The organism is Gammaproteobacteria bacterium (genome assembly GCA_024235095.1).
Lineage (GTDB): Bacteria > Pseudomonadota > Gammaproteobacteria > Competibacterales > Competibacteraceae > UBA2383.
This window is the reverse complement of the sequence record JACKNC010000002.1, coordinates 826,233-841,268: the sequence shown is the minus strand read 5'-3', so window position 1 is coordinate 841,268 and position 15,036 is coordinate 826,233. Positions and strand designations below refer to the sequence as shown.

At 57.3% G+C, this 15,036-nt stretch carries 14 protein-coding genes; 2 read left to right on the top strand and 12 right to left on the bottom strand.

All coding sequences use genetic code 11. The features are described from left to right. Positions 1–245 precede the first annotated feature (245 nt). Positions 246–1,313 carry a glycosyltransferase gene (locus tag H6973_17025; protein MCP5127280.1) on the bottom strand — a complete coding sequence of 356 codons (1,068 nt, stop codon included), beginning with the start codon at positions 1,311–1,313 and terminating at the stop codon, positions 246–248. Between the two features lie 102 nt (positions 1,314–1,415). On the opposite strand from H6973_17025, the gene H6973_17020 reads away from it, so the two are divergent. Beyond that, positions 1,416–2,246, top strand: a complete 831-nt coding sequence (locus tag H6973_17020; GenBank protein ID MCP5127279.1) for a glycosyltransferase family 2 protein — start codon at positions 1,416–1,418, stop codon at positions 2,244–2,246. On the opposite strand, the gene H6973_17015 is transcribed toward H6973_17020, so the two are convergent. The 4 genes from H6973_17015 to truD all read right to left on the bottom strand — a co-directional run bounded on the left by H6973_17015 (position 2,237) and on the right by truD (position 7,632). After that, the gene (locus H6973_17015) at positions 2,237–3,538 is read right to left on the bottom strand and encodes an HlyC/CorC family transporter (protein MCP5127278.1); all 1,302 of its coding nucleotides are present in this window, start codon (positions 3,536–3,538) and stop codon (positions 2,237–2,239) included. The two genes, H6973_17020 and H6973_17015, sit on opposite strands and share 10 nt — an antisense overlap. Positions 3,539–3,610: 72 nt before the next feature. After that, the gene (ccsA, locus tag H6973_17010) at positions 3,611–4,420 is read right to left on the bottom strand and encodes a cytochrome c biogenesis protein CcsA (protein ID MCP5127277.1); all 810 of its coding nucleotides are present in this window, start codon (positions 4,418–4,420) and stop codon (positions 3,611–3,613) included. A 208-nt stretch (positions 4,421–4,628) separates the two neighbouring features. After that, a complete protein-coding gene (locus H6973_17005) occupies positions 4,629–6,515 on the bottom strand; it encodes a polysaccharide biosynthesis protein (protein MCP5127276.1) in 1,887 nt (628 codons plus the stop codon). 94 nt (positions 6,516–6,609) lie between these two features. Beyond that, positions 6,610–7,632: a tRNA pseudouridine(13) synthase TruD gene (gene truD / locus H6973_17000; GenBank protein MCP5127275.1), complete on the bottom strand. Its 1,023-nt coding sequence runs from the start codon at positions 7,630–7,632 to the stop codon at positions 6,610–6,612. Positions 7,633–7,698: 66 nt separating this feature from the next. Between truD and H6973_16995 the strand changes: the two genes are divergently transcribed. Beyond that, complete coding sequence (locus tag H6973_16995; GenBank protein MCP5127274.1) at positions 7,699–8,271, top strand: Uma2 family endonuclease; 573 nt, start codon at positions 7,699–7,701, stop codon at positions 8,269–8,271. A 138-nt stretch (positions 8,272–8,409) separates the two neighbouring features. On the opposite strand, the gene ispF is transcribed toward H6973_16995, so the two are convergent. The 7 genes from ispF to folP all read right to left on the bottom strand — a co-directional run bounded on the left by ispF (position 8,410) and on the right by folP (position 14,999). Beyond that, positions 8,410–8,877, bottom strand: a complete 468-nt coding sequence (gene ispF, locus H6973_16990) for a 2-C-methyl-D-erythritol 2,4-cyclodiphosphate synthase (protein MCP5127273.1) — start codon at positions 8,875–8,877, stop codon at positions 8,410–8,412. A 4-nt stretch (positions 8,878–8,881) separates the two neighbouring features. Next, a complete protein-coding gene (gene ispD / locus H6973_16985) occupies positions 8,882–9,607 on the bottom strand; it encodes a 2-C-methyl-D-erythritol 4-phosphate cytidylyltransferase (protein ID MCP5127272.1) in 726 nt (241 codons plus the stop codon). After that, a complete protein-coding gene (gene ftsB, locus H6973_16980; GenBank protein ID MCP5127271.1) occupies positions 9,604–9,981 on the bottom strand; it encodes a cell division protein FtsB in 378 nt (125 codons plus the stop codon). The genes ispD and ftsB overlap by 4 nt, the downstream gene beginning before the upstream one ends. Positions 9,982–10,149: 168 nt before the next feature. Next, positions 10,150–11,439 carry a phosphopyruvate hydratase gene (gene eno / locus H6973_16975; GenBank protein ID MCP5127270.1) on the bottom strand — a complete coding sequence of 430 codons (1,290 nt, stop codon included), beginning with the start codon at positions 11,437–11,439 and terminating at the stop codon, positions 10,150–10,152. Between the two features lie 53 nt (positions 11,440–11,492). Then, the gene (gene kdsA / locus H6973_16970) at positions 11,493–12,329 is read right to left on the bottom strand and encodes a 3-deoxy-8-phosphooctulonate synthase (GenBank protein MCP5127269.1); all 837 of its coding nucleotides are present in this window, start codon (positions 12,327–12,329) and stop codon (positions 11,493–11,495) included. Continuing rightward, entirely contained in the window at positions 12,329–13,981 is a 1,653-nt protein-coding gene (locus tag H6973_16965; protein MCP5127268.1) for a CTP synthase, read from the bottom strand. Before H6973_16965 ends, kdsA begins: the two co-directional genes overlap by 1 nt. Before the next feature lie 187 nt (positions 13,982–14,168). After that, entirely contained in the window at positions 14,169–14,999 is an 831-nt protein-coding gene (gene folP / locus H6973_16960) for a dihydropteroate synthase (GenBank protein MCP5127267.1), read from the bottom strand. Positions 15,000–15,036 lie beyond the last annotated feature (37 nt).

Below are 15,036 nucleotides of genomic sequence, written 5' to 3'. Positions count from 1 at the left end.
TGAAACCGATCTGCTTGGGGTGAGCTTACTGCTGATGTTAATGGGCGCTGTTTTTGTGCGACTCCTGCGGGTTTGGCGATGCTTATCCGCCCAGGATCGTCAGCGCGCCGGAGTCTGGCTGGTGGCAGCGGCGCTGCTAACCGCCAGATTGCTCAGTTTTTCCTATACTTCCCGGCAACTGGCCTGTTACCTGTTTATTGCCTTCGGATCTCTGACGGCCTTGAGTGGCCTGCGCCTGGAGGGAGCTACGCCGCCAGCAGTTGTTGATACAGATCCAGATAGGCGTTAATGATGGCTTCCTCGCCATGCCGGGCGATCAGAGTGCGATAGCCGTTATCGGCCAATTCACGGCGCAGCGCTTCATCACGCAATAGCAGTTCCATCGAGTGAGCTAACGCGACCGGATCGCCCACCGGCGTCAACCAGGCGTCTTCCTGGTGAACGGCGATTTCCACGGGGCCAAGCGTACGGGTCGCGACAACGGGCCGCCGCCGCGCCCAGGCTTCGAGAATGACATTGGCGACCCCTTCTTGCAGCGACGAGCAGACGCATAAATCGGCTAGTTCCTGGAAGCGGCCCGCATCATCCCGCCAACCCGGCCAGCGCACGCGATCGGCGATACCCAGTTGCTCAGCATGGCGTTTGAGTTGCGCAGCCAGCGATCCATCGCCGACAATGATCAGGTAAACCGGTTGGTCATGAATACAAGCAGGAATGGCGGCAAAAGCGTTCAGCAGGTCGCCAAAGCCTTTGATGGGATGCAGGCGTCCGACCGCGACCGCGATCAGGCCATCATCGGGAATCGCCAGCGTTCGACGCAATTGTTGCAGAGTGTCGGGAGGACTGGGTGCGCAAGGCGCAACGAAATTACTGATATGAAAAATGCGTTTTCTGGGAAATCCGTGTCGAATCAGGTGATCGCCAATGCCGGGACTGACCACAATCCAGGCATGGGCATGCCGATAACCATGCGGTTCGTAATACCCGCCCAACCGGGCAATGTGAACAGGATGCTGGCCTGGCGGCAAATGGGTCAGGCGGGTGGCGCGGCCCATATAGGTTTGCACGATATCTGGTTCCTGTTCGCGCATGGCTTTTTGGATTTGCCAGCGTGACCACAGATCCCAAACGCCCCACATCGGGATGTGAATCCGGGGAATCTCGGGCGGGATCTCGGTCGTAATCAGACTCCCGGGAACCGTTACCGCCAACGTGGCATGGCCATGTCGATGCAGCGCGCTCACCAGACGCGCATAAAACAATTCGGCGCCGCCGAGGAATCTGCCGCCGATGATATGCGCCGATGTGATCATGATCTCCCGATGAAAACGCTGATGCGCTGAAATGAAGCGCGCCACTAATGAGCGATTTGGGGCATACTGTAGATGAAATTTCCGTTCAGGACCTACTGATTCATGACCGACCGCACCCGGCTTTCGGCATTCATTACCACTTATAACAATGGTCGCACCCTGACTGCTTGTCTGCAGAGCATCCAATGGGCCGATGAAGTGATCGTACTGGATTCCTTCAGCACCGACGATACGCTGGCGATCGCTCAGCGTCATGGCGCACGAATCATCCAGCACGAGTTCATGGGTTACGGTCCGCAAAAACAGATGGCGCTGGCGGCTACTACTCATGACTGGGTATTGCTCCTGGATGCCGACGAAGCGCTGTCACCGGACCTTCAGATGGAAATCCGCCAGTTGTTGCAGAACAAACCGTACGCGGACGGCTACGAAATTCCGCGTCAGGAGCAGATGTTCTGGCGGATGTATAACCCAGCGACCCGAATGAATTATTACTTGCGTCTATTCGATAAACGCATGGGTGGTATTGATGATATGCCGATCCACGCTGCGCCTAAAGTGCAAGGTGACATTGCCCGGCTCAAGGCTCCCCTATACCACTACGGCGAGACCGACATTCACACCAAGGTCGATAAAATCAATGCCTATTCCACCGGGTTAGTGGTCGATAAGCTGAAGAAACAGCGCTGGGGCATTCCCCTGATCATGGTCTTCTACCCGCCATTGTTCTTTATCCGCAGTTACCTGTTCAAGCGCAATTTTCTGAATGGCTGGGCCGGATTTATCAACTCGGTGATCGCCGCGTTCTATGTGTTTCTCAAGTATGCCAAATTGTATGAACATCATCAGTTCGCCAGACATGGAACCCGTCTGCTCCCGGATGATGCGCCGCCGTTGCCGGAATACCCGCATCATTCCGACGATCAGTCCTGACTGCTACTCCCTCCTCCCTCCGTTTCCGGCTCCGGATTCGGCCAGATCACCGCTGTCTTGACCCGATTACCGGTGATTTCGACAATTTCGGTTGGATGTCCGGCCAGAGTTAATCGAGCACCCGGTTCCGGGATCGCTTCAAGGTGTTCCATGATCAGACCATTGAGGGTGCGTGGCCCGTCGGTAGGCAGTTTCCATTCCAGCATACGGTTCAGATTGCGTATCGAGGTGCGGCCGCTCACTACATAACCGCCATCAGCGCGTGGAGCCAGATTGCGGTTGCTGACTGCGGCCGGATCGGTAGTAAACTCGCCAACAATTTCTTCGAGAATGTCTTCAAGGGTAATTAGCCCCTTCACATCGCCATATTCGTCCACTACCAGCCCAAAGCGCCGACGCAATTGCTGAAAATTAACCAATTGCCGGGTCAGTGAAGCGCCTTCCGGGATAAAGTAGGGTTCCCGGAGCAATCCTTCGAGATCGGCGCGGTTAAAGTCCGGTTTTTGCGCCATCAGGTTCAACGCCTTGCGCAAATGCACAAAACCGACCACTTGATCGATCGTGTCGCGATACGCCACCAGTCGGCTATAGGGACTTTGGGTCAGCTGGGCAATGATCACGTCCCAGTCGTCCTCCAGGTCCAGGCCCGCTACTTCATTGCGCGGGATCATGATGTCCTCAACGGTAATTTCCTCCAGCTCCAGGATGCTGAGCAGCATGGTCTGATGCCGCTTGGGAATCATGACTCCCGCTTCCAGCACAACCGTGCGCAATTCCTCGGCGCTCAAGCTATGCTGGGCCGAAGTCTGGATCGCGACCCGGAACAACCGTAGCAGACTGTTAGCGACGGTGTTGGTCAGCCAGACCAGGGGGTAAAAAAGTTTCAGCAGCGGCGCTAGAACCGCCGAAGCAGGGAACGCAATCTTCTCGGGATGCAGGGCTGCCAGGGTCTTGGGTGCAACCTCACCAAACACCAGCAGCACTAGGGTCAGCACCACCGTAGAAACTGCGATGCCCGCTTCGCCAAGAAAGTGGATAGCGAGGATCGTGGCGAGTGAGGAGGCCAGGACATTGATAAAATTATTGCCAAGCAAAATAATGCCGATGAGCCGGTCCGGACGTTCCAGAAGCTTGCTGGTGCGTTGCGCGGCTTTGTCGCCAGCCTTGGCGAGGTGACGCAGGCGATAGCGATTGAGGATCATCAATCCGGTTTCGGAGCTGGAGAAGAAAGCGGAACAGCCAATAAGCAGCACCAGAGCGATGCCTAACACGCCAATATGCAGATCGTCCAAGTCGCAAAAGCCTCGGTTGGGGTGGTCAGTTTCGTTTTTAAGGGTAGCCGGCGTGGACTGTCAAGAACCCGCTTAATAACGTTGCAATACCAACTCTAGCACCAGTTTGCTGCCGAAATAGGCTAACATCAGGAATGCAAAACCGCTCAAGGTCCAGTGAATCGCAGTGCGTCCTCGCCAGCCAAACCGCCAGCGGCCCCACAGCAGAATGGCGAACACGCCCCAGGCGATGAAGGACAGCACCGCTTTGTGCGCTAAATGTTGGGCAAGCAGATCATGTAGAAAGAATAGACCACTGGCCAGGGTAATAGTAAGCAGGATGAAGCCAGCGCCGATCATTTGGAACAGCAGGGTTTCCATAGTCGTCAAGGGAGGAATGCCACGCAGGAAACCGCCGGGTTGACGTCGGCGCAACCGGCGATCCTGCACTGCTAGCAGCGCAGCCTGCACGGCCGCCAGCGTCAGCAGAGAATAGGCAAGAATTGCGATCAGAATATGCAGTTCCAACGGCCATTGTCCGGCGTCGGCAACGATGCGTTCAGTGGGGAAGAGTAAGCTCAGCGCCAGAGTCGCGGCGCTGAAAGGCAATAATAGAATGCCGAGATTCTCAACCGGCCGCACCATCGCCGCCGCCAGCAACAGGACGCCGATCAGCCAGCCAGTGAAGGACAGCGCATTGAAAAAACCCAGATTCAATCCGGCAGGCTGAAACACGGTCTGGGCCAGAATCATCGCATGCAATAGCGCCGCACCCCAACCCAGTGCTAATGAGCCGCCCTTGGCGACTGATCGGCCCTCGCTGGCGCGCGCCAGGCGCAGGGCCAACCAGCCGCCAGCAAAAATGTAAAGAAGGGCAGCCAGGCCGCCAATCAGCGCATTCATGAACAATCCATGATTAATAGACTTATTGCCAAATATTCATACTTTCGCTCATTTTTAGAACCCTGTAAATTTTCCTGTAGCATCCTTTTTATAGTCAAACAGTTTTATGTTGATTGCCCTTCCAGCAAGGAATACTGTAGTGGCCTGAGCACATGGCGAACTATCCAAAAACTGTTTGACTATATCCCCCGCTTCTTTTGGTTATTTCCTATTTCTCTACGGCTCCCTGCCGCCATACCCAGTCTTCGATATCGTTCCCGGGTTGGTATTCCGTCACCAGTTCACGCAGCAACGCCCGCACCGCCGGATAGTCAAAATCATGGGCGGCGGCATCCAGCCGGTTCAATCCCTCCTGAATCACCGGCCACGGTGGGTGGCCTTCACGGGCGCGGCGAATCATGGGATGTTCGGCAGGCGCATCATCCGCGCCAATTAACAGTTCTTCGCGCAACTTTTCACCGCTACGCAGACCGGTAAATTGAATCTCGATATCCCCCTCTGGATGCGCTTCATCACGCACCGTGAGACCGGATAACTGGATCATCCTTCGAGCCAGTTCCAGAATGCGCACCGGTTCGCCCATGTCCAATAGAAATAGATCGCCGCCCTGCGCTAGGGCGCTGGCCTGGATGACCAGTTGCGCCGCTTCGGGGATGGTCATGAAGTAGCGATCCACCTCGGGATGGGTCACCGTCACCGGCCCGCCTCGGCGAATCTGCTCCCGAAACAACGGCGCTACCGAACCGGAAGAGTCGAGGACATTACCGAAGCGCACCATGCATAACCGGGTGACGTGGTTCTCTCCGGCTAAGCCCTGCAGGATCATTTCGGCCAGGCGTTTGGTGGCGCCCATGACATTCGTAGGCCGCACCGCCTTGTCGCTGGACACCAGCACGAAGGTTTCAACCTTGGCCGCAATCGCGGCTTCAGCAGCATGCCAGGCGCCAAACACATTGTTACGTACCCCCTCGATTGGGTTGCGCTCAACGATCGGCACATGCTTATAGGCAGCGGCGTGGTAAACCGTTTCCACGCCAAAGCGCTCCATCGCCACTTCCAAGCGGCGGCGGTGAACCACCGAACCCAGTAATGGAACTAGCTTAACACCCTCCTTTTTTCCAGAGGAAGAGGAATCAGACGTGAGGGCCATATTAACCAGCATCCCCCGCAATTCCTGCTCGATCACGTACAACGCATATTCCGAGCGTTCAAATAGCACCAGTTGACGCGGGCGCAGTAGCAGAATCTGCCGACACAATTCCGCGCCAATAGATCCGCCCGCGCCAGTCACCATCACCGTTTTACCCGTAACTCGCGCCTGCAAAAGCTCAGGGTTCGGTTGGACCGAATCGCGGCCTAGGATATCTTCGACTTCAATTTCGCGGAGTTCGTCGATGCGGCGCGCGCCGCTGGTCAATTCCGCCAGCGTGGGCAACGCCAAAACCTTGACCGGAAAATTGGCCAATGAATCCAGCACCTGTTGCCGTCGCCGGTGCGAGACCGAAGGCAGCGCCAACAAAATCAGTCCGGCCTGATGACGTACGATCAGGCGCGGCAACTTGAACGGCGCTCGCACCTTAAGACCCAGTACGACGCCACCCCACAACTGGGGGTTATCGTCCACGAATACAACCGGTTCGAACTCGCTGCTATAGCGCAGGGCTTGCGCCAGTTGCGCGCCAGCTTCGCCGGCTCCATAGATGATGACTGGCGTTCGCGGCGCGCTTAACCGGAATCGTCGACGGAGATAGCGGCGCAACAGTAATCGACCGCCGCCGATTAGCGCAATCAGCACCAGCCAGGCAATCAGCCATGACGAGCGCGGTACGATGCCCTGGCGCATGAAGACCCACACAGCTATCATTAACAGGAGACCAGCGCTTGCGCCGAAGACAATGGTGTGCAGCAGACTCTCATCGGCGTAACGCAGGATCGGGCGATACAAACCGATCGCTGCAAAGGTTGGAATGAGAATGATGACCGCTAATGGAAACAGCCAAATCACGTCCTGCAACAGTCCCGGCCACCACTCCCCGAGGCGAATGGCGAACGAAGCCCAGACCGCGATCAGCACCGCCACGGTATCGCTGCACATCAGCAGTACGCGGCGAAAAGCGGTAGGAAGATTTAAACAGTTGAGCGTCACGAAGTCAGCGCTTTTTATGGGTTATTTGAAGCAAATATCACAATCACACGACTTCGATCAACTCACGCATCACCGTAGTCGCGTAGGCGCCAGCCGGTAGGCGGAACGCGAAAGCCGCGATGCCCGGCTCGGGAAACTCCAACAGCGCATCTTGCGGGATCAGCCGCAACGCCCGCCGCTCCTGTTTCAGTCCAGCCGCCGCCAGCCCATCGCGAAAAAGATGCCGCATTGCCGCAATGCCCTCTTCCAATTCCCGAATTACACCGCTGCTGGACAAGTCACCTGCGCCCCACAAGGGTCCGGTCGGATGCAGATCGAACTCAGCAATCCGTTGACGCAGGGTTTCATCCACATCATGGGCGACAAAGATGCTATGACTGCCCGCCAGCATCAACACCTCGCCCGGCAATGCCTGATTCCAGGTTTCCGAAATAACCCGCTGGGCCAGAACAGCATTAAAAAGCGCCGAACGCGCAGCAGACAGATACAAACTTCGTTGATGGCGATCACGCACCTTGGCCTGGCCGCTGAACATCGCCTCGGCGCGCTCCAGATTGCCTGCCTCCCGTCCAAACCGCTGCTCGCCAAAATAGTTAGGAACGCCAACGGCGATGATGCGTTGCCACCGATCCGCTAATTCAACCGGATCGCCATCCAAGTCGCGAATTACGATGCGAAAAGCGTTGCCGCTTAATGTCCCGCGCCGCAGTTTGCGGGAATGACGAACCGCTTGCAACACGGTGAAATCCGGCTGTGGATCGGCATTCCAGTCGAGATCAGCCTTACCAGGCAGATGCACCGAGAACCATTGTTCAGTGACCGCGTGGCGATCCTTGAGACCGGCATAACTCACCGCGCCCGGCGGAACTTTCGCGCGCGCCGCCAATTGTTTGGCGACCCAATCGGTATTCGCGCCGTGCTTGCGCACCCACAACCAGACATGTTCGCCAGCGCCATCGAGCGGAAAATCCAGTTCTTCGCGAACCTGAAAATCCTCGAGAAGGGTCCGCATACGCCCTTTCGCAGCAGGTTGACCGTGGGCAAAAGGCAGGGAATCGATCAACATGACTGATGTCATTCAGGAACTCCGTGTTAGACTTCAAGAGTTATTAGCATTTTTCTGGAGAGAGCCATGTCCTGTCCCGCCCCTCATGTTGCTTTCACCTATGACGATTACCTGGAATGGGAGAAACGCCAGATCGAACGCCATGAATATATTCGCGGCGAAGTATTCGCTATGGCTAGAACAAGCGATCGGCATAACGACATCTCGCTCAATTTGGCCACCCTGCTCCGCCAACACCTGCGCGGCACGCCGTGCCGGGTCTATATGGCGGATGTCAAGGTCCGCGTGGAAAAAGCGGACTGCGGCTTTTATCCCGACCTGCAAGTGACCTGCGCTGAAAGTGATCATGCCGACCGCTACGTCAAACGTTCGCCGATTCTGATCGTGGAGGTGCTTTCGGAATCAACCGCCGCGTTTGACCTGGGAGATAAGTTTGCTTTCTATCAACAATTGGAAAGCCTGCGAGAATATGTGTTGGTTGACCAAGAGCGCATGCGGGTTCAGGTTTACCGTCGGCAGGATGGACAATGGTGGGTGGACAACATTGGCCCGGGCGGACAGCTTCGTCTGGACAGCATCGAGCTTGAATGTCCGCTGGAGACCCTTTATGAAGACCTCAGCGAACCCCTTAAGACTTAAAATGCGAATTAAGAGCTAACTAATATCCTTAAATATAAATATGTTACGTTACTCATCGAATTGCTGACGAAAATCCAGAAATCGGGTTTTCAACGAGTTGAGGATGAAGCTCTTAATTCGCATTAAAGCTCAAAACTTTCATACCAACAACGCCACCGCATGAACGGCAATGCCCTCACTGCGTCCAATATATCCCAATTTTTCGGTCGTGGTGGCCTTCACATTAACCCGATCCGCAGTAATACCCAGATCAGCGGCAAGCGGCCCACGCATCGCGGGAATGTAAGGGGCCATGCGCGGCGCTTGGGCGATGATCGTAGCGTCGACATTGCTCACCATAAGCCGCCGTTCCTCAAGTAACCCTGCCACTCGCCGCAACAACAAGCGACTATCGATATTGCGGAATTCTGGATCATGGTCGGGAAAATGCCGGCCAATATCGCCTAATCCTGCGGCCCCGAGCAAGGCGTCGCAAAGCGCGTGCAACAATACATCGCCATCGGAATGGGCAATCAAGCCGTGCGTATGCGGGATGCGAACGCCGCCCAAGGTAATAAATTCGCCCGGGCCAAAAGCGTGAACGTCAAAACCGTGTCCGATGCGCATGTCGTTAACCTTCCTGGGGTGAGGCAGTGAAACGGCGCGTCAAGTAAAATTCGGCCAGCGCCAGATCTTCTGGCCGAGTAATTTTCACATTATCCGCTCGCCCCTCAACCAGACGCGGTGCAAAGCCCGCCGCTTCCATCGCCGCTGCTTCGTCAGTCACTAACCACCCGGCTTCCAGCGTCGCCCGCAAGGCATCGCGCAACATTCCCAGCCGAAACATTTGCGGCGTCAGCGCATGCCAAAGCCGGGAACGATCCACGGTCGCTGTGACCCGCCCAGCATTGTCGACTTCCTTTAATGTGTCCCACGCCGGAACCGCCAGCAATCCGCCAACGGGATCATCCGCCAGTTCAACCAGCAACCGGTCAAGATCGCTGGTGGTCAAACAGGGACGGGCGGCATCGTGAACCAGCACCCAGTCGTCAGGATGCGCGCATTCCTGAAGCGCCTCCAACCCATTCAGCACCGAATGGCAACGTTCAGCGCCGCCGGCGACCACGTGCAGCGGCTTATCCATCGCTATGTGGGCAGCCACTTCGGGCCACCATTCATCTCCTGGACTAATCGCGACGACCAGGCCAACAACGGGCGGATAACTCAGCAAAGCGTCCAGAGCATGAGCGATGACCGGACGGCCCACCAGTGGCAAATACTGCTTGGGAATCGTTGCTCCCATCCGTTTACCCGCGCCAGCGGCTGGCGTCATCGCCCAATAACGCGGCGCACTCATCGCGATCTCACCGGCGGCTTACGGGAGGAAGCAACAGGTTTGGCCGACCTCGATTCGACCGGTTTAGGTAATGGTTCCTCAAGAATGCGATAGAAGGTTTCGTCCGGTCGAATCATGCCCATTTCAGTGCGCGCGCGCTCTTCAATCGCCATCAATCCATTTTTCAGGTCGACGACATCCGCTTCCAGGGCGCGATTGCGTTCATCCATTGCCGCGTTTTCCTCGATTTGCGCCTCTACCGTGATGCGTAAGGCCAGCGTTTGCCGCACTCCATCCTCGGCGAGCCATAGCAAATACTGGAGAAAAACCAGTACGGCAATCAGCGCTGCGATCAGAATCTGGGGTTTCAAGCCTTGTTCGGTAGGATGAGCCATGACGGCGGGCGGTGATAAAAACAACCCGCGCCTCCCCTTCGCCTCTGCGATAAAAACAGCAGGAAAGGAAGGCGCGGTTGAGAAGCAATTGACAACCCGTTTCCACAAGAACCCTCTCCCTTCAAGAGATAGAGAGGGTCAGGATGCGGGAGTAACGGCGCGCTTCGCTTAGTTGCGGAACACGTTAAAGGCTTTCTTGCCCGGATAGACCGCGGCTGAACCCAGCTCCTCCTCGATGACCAGCAACCGGTTGTACTTGGCGATGCGGTCGGAGCGGCTCAACGAACCGGTCTTGATCTGGCTGGCGGCAGTGGCGACGGCCAGATCGGCGATCGTGGTGTCCTCGGTTTCGCCGGAACGATGCGAAGAGATCGAGGTGTAGCCGGCGTCGGCCGCCATCTTGATCGCCGCCAAGGTCTCGGTCAGGGTGCCGATCTGGTTGACCTTGATCAGGATCGAATTGGCGATGCCTTCGTCGATGCCGCGCTTGAGGATCGAGGTGTTGGTCACGAACAGATCGTCGCCCACCAGTTGCACCTTCTTGCCTAGAACCTGGGTCAGATAAGCCCAGCCCGTCCAGTCGCTCTCATCCAGACCATCTTCAATAGAGACGATGGGATAACGGCTGACCCAGTCGGCCAACTTGTCGGCGAATTCATTGGAAGTGAAGGACTTGCCTTCCGCTTCCAGCACATACTTGCCGTCCTTGTAAAACTCAGAGCTGGCGCAATCCAGCGCGATGTATAGGTCCTTGCCTGGGGTGTAGCCCGCTTTGCTGATGGCTTCCATGACCACGTCCAGCGCCGCTTCATTGGACGACAGGTTGGGCGCAAAACCGCCTTCATCGCCGACCGCAGTGTTCATACCTTGCTTTTTCAGCACGGCCTTCAGCGCATGGAACACCTCTGCGCCCCAGCGCAACGCTTCGCGGAAGCTGGGCGCGCCGACCGGCATGATCATGAATTCCTGCATGTCGACGCTATTGTCGGCATGAGCGCCGCCGTTCAGAATGTTCATCATCGGCACCGGCAAATGATACGGGCCAGTAGGATTCAGGTACTTGTACAGCGGCACACCCTTTTCGGCGGCGGAAGCATGAGCAGCGGCCATCGACACGCCAAGCAGCGCGTTAGCGCCGAGGCGGCTCTTGGTGGGGGTGCCATCCAGGTCAATCATCCGCTGGTCAATCGCCGCTTGATTATCCACCGCTTCCACGCCGAGTAGCGCATCGCGCAGCTCACCATTGACATTAGCGACCGCTTTCAGCACACCCTTGCCCAAATAGCGGCTCTTGTCGCCATCGCGCAGTTCCAGCGCCTCACGGCTGCCGGTGGACGCGCCGGAAGGAACGCCCGCCACACCCTTGGCTCCGGATTCCAGGATCACGTCCACGCTGACGGTGGGATTACCGCGCGAGTCCATGATTTCACGGCCGCGGATCTCTTTGATTTTCGACATTCTTCAAACTCCTCTGGATATTACGCTCGTGGGGATAAAACCATCATCGATCATTATTCTAGCCCGGTTTCCAGGAAACCGTGCTGTTTAACCAGGGTATCCAGCGCCTGCAAGGTAACCAACAGGGCTTCGATGCGATCCAGCGGCCAGGCGTTGGGGCCATCGCTTAGCGCCTGGTCGGGATCAGGATGCGTTTCCATGAACAGTCCGGCGATGCCGACCGCTACGGCGGCCCGCGCCAGCACCGGTACAAATTCCCGTTGCCCACCGGAAGCGTTGCCCTGACCACCGGGTAATTGCACCGAATGGGTGGCGTCGAACACGACCGGACAGCCGGTGGCGCGCATCACCATCAGGGCGCGCATATCGGACACCAGATTATTGTAGCCAAAGCAAGCGCCGCGTTCGCACACCATCAGGTGATCATTGCCGGCCATGCGCGCCTTGACCACAACATTCCGCAGGTCCCAGGGGGCTAGAAATTGACCTTTCTTGATATTGACCGGTTTGCCCTGACGGGCGACATTCTGGATGAAATCGGTTTGCCGGCATAGAAAAGCCGGGGTTTGCAACACGTCCGCTACTGCCGCGACTTCTTCCAGCGGCGTGTATTCATGAACGTCGGTCAGCACCGGCACATCAATCTGCGTTTTGACCTTCTCCAGGATTTTTAACCCTTCTTCCAGGCCAAGGCCGCGATAGCTTTGATGCGAAGAGCGATTGGCTTTGTCAAATGACGACTTATAGATGAAGGGGATGCCCAGTCGCCCGGTGATCTCTTTGAGTTGGCCGGCGGTGTCCAGGGCCAGTTGTTCCGACTCAATCACACAGGGGCCGGCGATCAGGAACAGGGGCCGATCCAGACCAACCTCGAAGCCACAGAGTTTCATCATGGCGCGCTCGCCTCCTGCCGACGTTGTTGGCGCTGCCGGATCGCTGCCTCCATGAATCCCCGGAACAATGGATGACCGGTGCGTGGCGTTGAGGTAAATTCCGGATGGAACTGGCAGCCGAAGAACCAGGGATGATCCGGTAATTCAATCGTCTCCACCAACCGGTCATCCAGCGAATGACCAGACAGCGCCAGTCCGGCGGCGTGCAGCGACTCCCGGTAGCGGTTGTTGAATTCGTAGCGGTGGCGGTGACGTTCCGTAATCACCTCCTTGCCATAGGCGGCGTGAACCAGCGAACCGGGCGTCAGGTGACAAGGTTGCGCGCCGAGCCGCATGGTGCCCCCCAGATCGCCGCCTTCCTGGCGTTGCTGGAGAATGCCGGTCTCGTCGGTCCATTCAGTAATGAGGGCAATGACCGGATGCGGCGTGTCCTTGCGAAATTCAGTGCTGTGCGCGCCTTCCAGTCCGGCGACGTGGCGCGCGAATTCGATGACCGCGACTTGCATGCCCAGGCAAATGCCTAGATAGGGAATCCGCCGCTCGCGGGCGAAACGGACGGCGGCGATTTTGCCTTCGATGCCGCGTTCGCCAAAGCCGCCCGGCACCAGAATAGCGTCCATACGCTCCAGGGCGACGGGACCTTCCCGTTCAATGCGCTCGGAATCCAGATAGTGAATGTTGACCCGAGTCTGGGTATGGATGCCCGCGTGCAACAACGCTTCGTTCAGAGATTTATAAGCATCGGTCAGATCAACGTATTTGCCGACCATGGCGATGTCCACCGCGCCTATGGCGGTTTCAATCGCGTTGACCACACGCTCCCAGTCGGTCAAACGGGCCGGGGGTAGGTCGTCCAATCGCAGTTTACGAGCGACGATGTCATCCAGGCCCTGGGCGTGCAACAGCAGGGGAATGCGATAAATGGTATCTGCGTCGGGGACGCTAATCACCGCCCTGGGTTCGATGTTAGTGAACAGAGCAATTTTGCGGCGCTCCTCGGGGGGGATTTCCCGATCCGAGCGACAGAGCAACATGTCCGGCTGGATGCCGATGGAGCGCAATTCCTTGGCGGAATGCTGGGTCGGTTTAGTCTTGAGTTCGCCGGAAGATTTGATGAATGGTACCAGGGTCAGATGAATGAACAACGAGCGCTCGCGGCCTAGTTCCAGGCCCAGTTGACGAATCGCTTCCAGAAAGGGCAGGGATTCGATGTCGCCGACCGTGCCGCCGATCTCAATCAGAGCGATGTCGGCCTCGCCAGCGCCGAGACGGATACAGCGCTTGATTTCGTCGGTAATGTGGGGAATGACTTGCACCGTGCCGCCCAGGTAGTCGCCGCGCCGCTCCTTGCGAATCACGTTTTCGTAGATGCGCCCGGTGGTGAAGTTGTTACGCCGGGTGGCGGTCATGCAGACGAAGCGTTCGTAGTGACCCAGGTCAAGATCGGTTTCCGCGCCGTCGTGGGTCACAAAAACCTCGCCGTGTTGGAACGGACTCATGGTGCCGGGATCGACGTTGATGTAAGGGTCAAGCTTGACCAGGGTGACCTTGAGGCCCCGGGCTTCCAGAACAGCCGCCAGCGAGGCGGCGGCAATGCCTTTGCCCAGCGAAGAGACGACACCGCCAGTGATGAAGATAAATCGGGTCATGCGAACTGAGGGGGGTTGCAAAAAGACGCTACAAGATAGCAGACCCGGCAACTGATAGCGACATGCTTTACCACCTTGAGAGGGTAATATCGGTTCTCGATAAGTTTTGAATCCTGGATTCCCTCCTTTAGCTAAAGAGGGATGAGGGGGATGTGGATTGAATAACTCGATAGTGCGAGAACTTTCGTCAGTCCACCGCGCGCACGGCGGCGCACACCCGCAAAGCCTGAACCGTATCGCGCACGTCGTGGACGCGCACGATACGCGCCCCCTGCCAGGCCGCGATCACCGCCGCCGCCAAGCTGCCCGCCAACCGTTCGTTCACCGGTGCATCCAGCAACAGGCCAATCATGCTCTTCCGCGACAAGCCCACCATCACCCCGGCGGCAAGACCGGTAAACCGGTTCAAATGCCGCAGCAACGCCAGATTGTGCTCCAGGGTCTTGCCGAAACCGAAACCTGGATCTACCAGAATCCGCTCACGCGGAATGCCCGCTCCTTCGCAAGCGCCCACCCGCTCAGCCAGAAACGCCCACACCTCCGCCAACACATCGGCGTAATGAGGTTTCTGCTGCATGGTTGCGGGATTTCCCTGTAGATGCATCAGACACACCGGAAGACCACTGGCTGCCGCCGCCTCCAATGCGCCAGGCAATTGCAAAGCGCGCACATCATTGATTAGGCCCGCCCCGGCCCGAATCGCCTCGCGTATCACCTCGGGTTTGCTGGTATCCACCGAGACCGGAATCGGCAACTCTCGCGTCAACCGTTCCACCACCGGCAAAACCCGATCCAGCTCCTCCTGAGTCGCCACTGGCGGCGCACCGGGCCGGGTGGATTCGCCGCCAACATCAATAATAGCCGCGCCTTCCGCCACCATGATTTCAGCGCGGCGCAAGGCATCGTCGAGGTTAAGGTAACGCCCGCCATCGGAAAGCGAGTCGGGGGTGACATTTAACACCCCCATGACCACTGGTTGACGTAAATCCAGTTTCTTTCCCGCACAGTCCATCAACATTGCAACCGCTCCTCAAAACAAAACCCCTCTTCCGCAG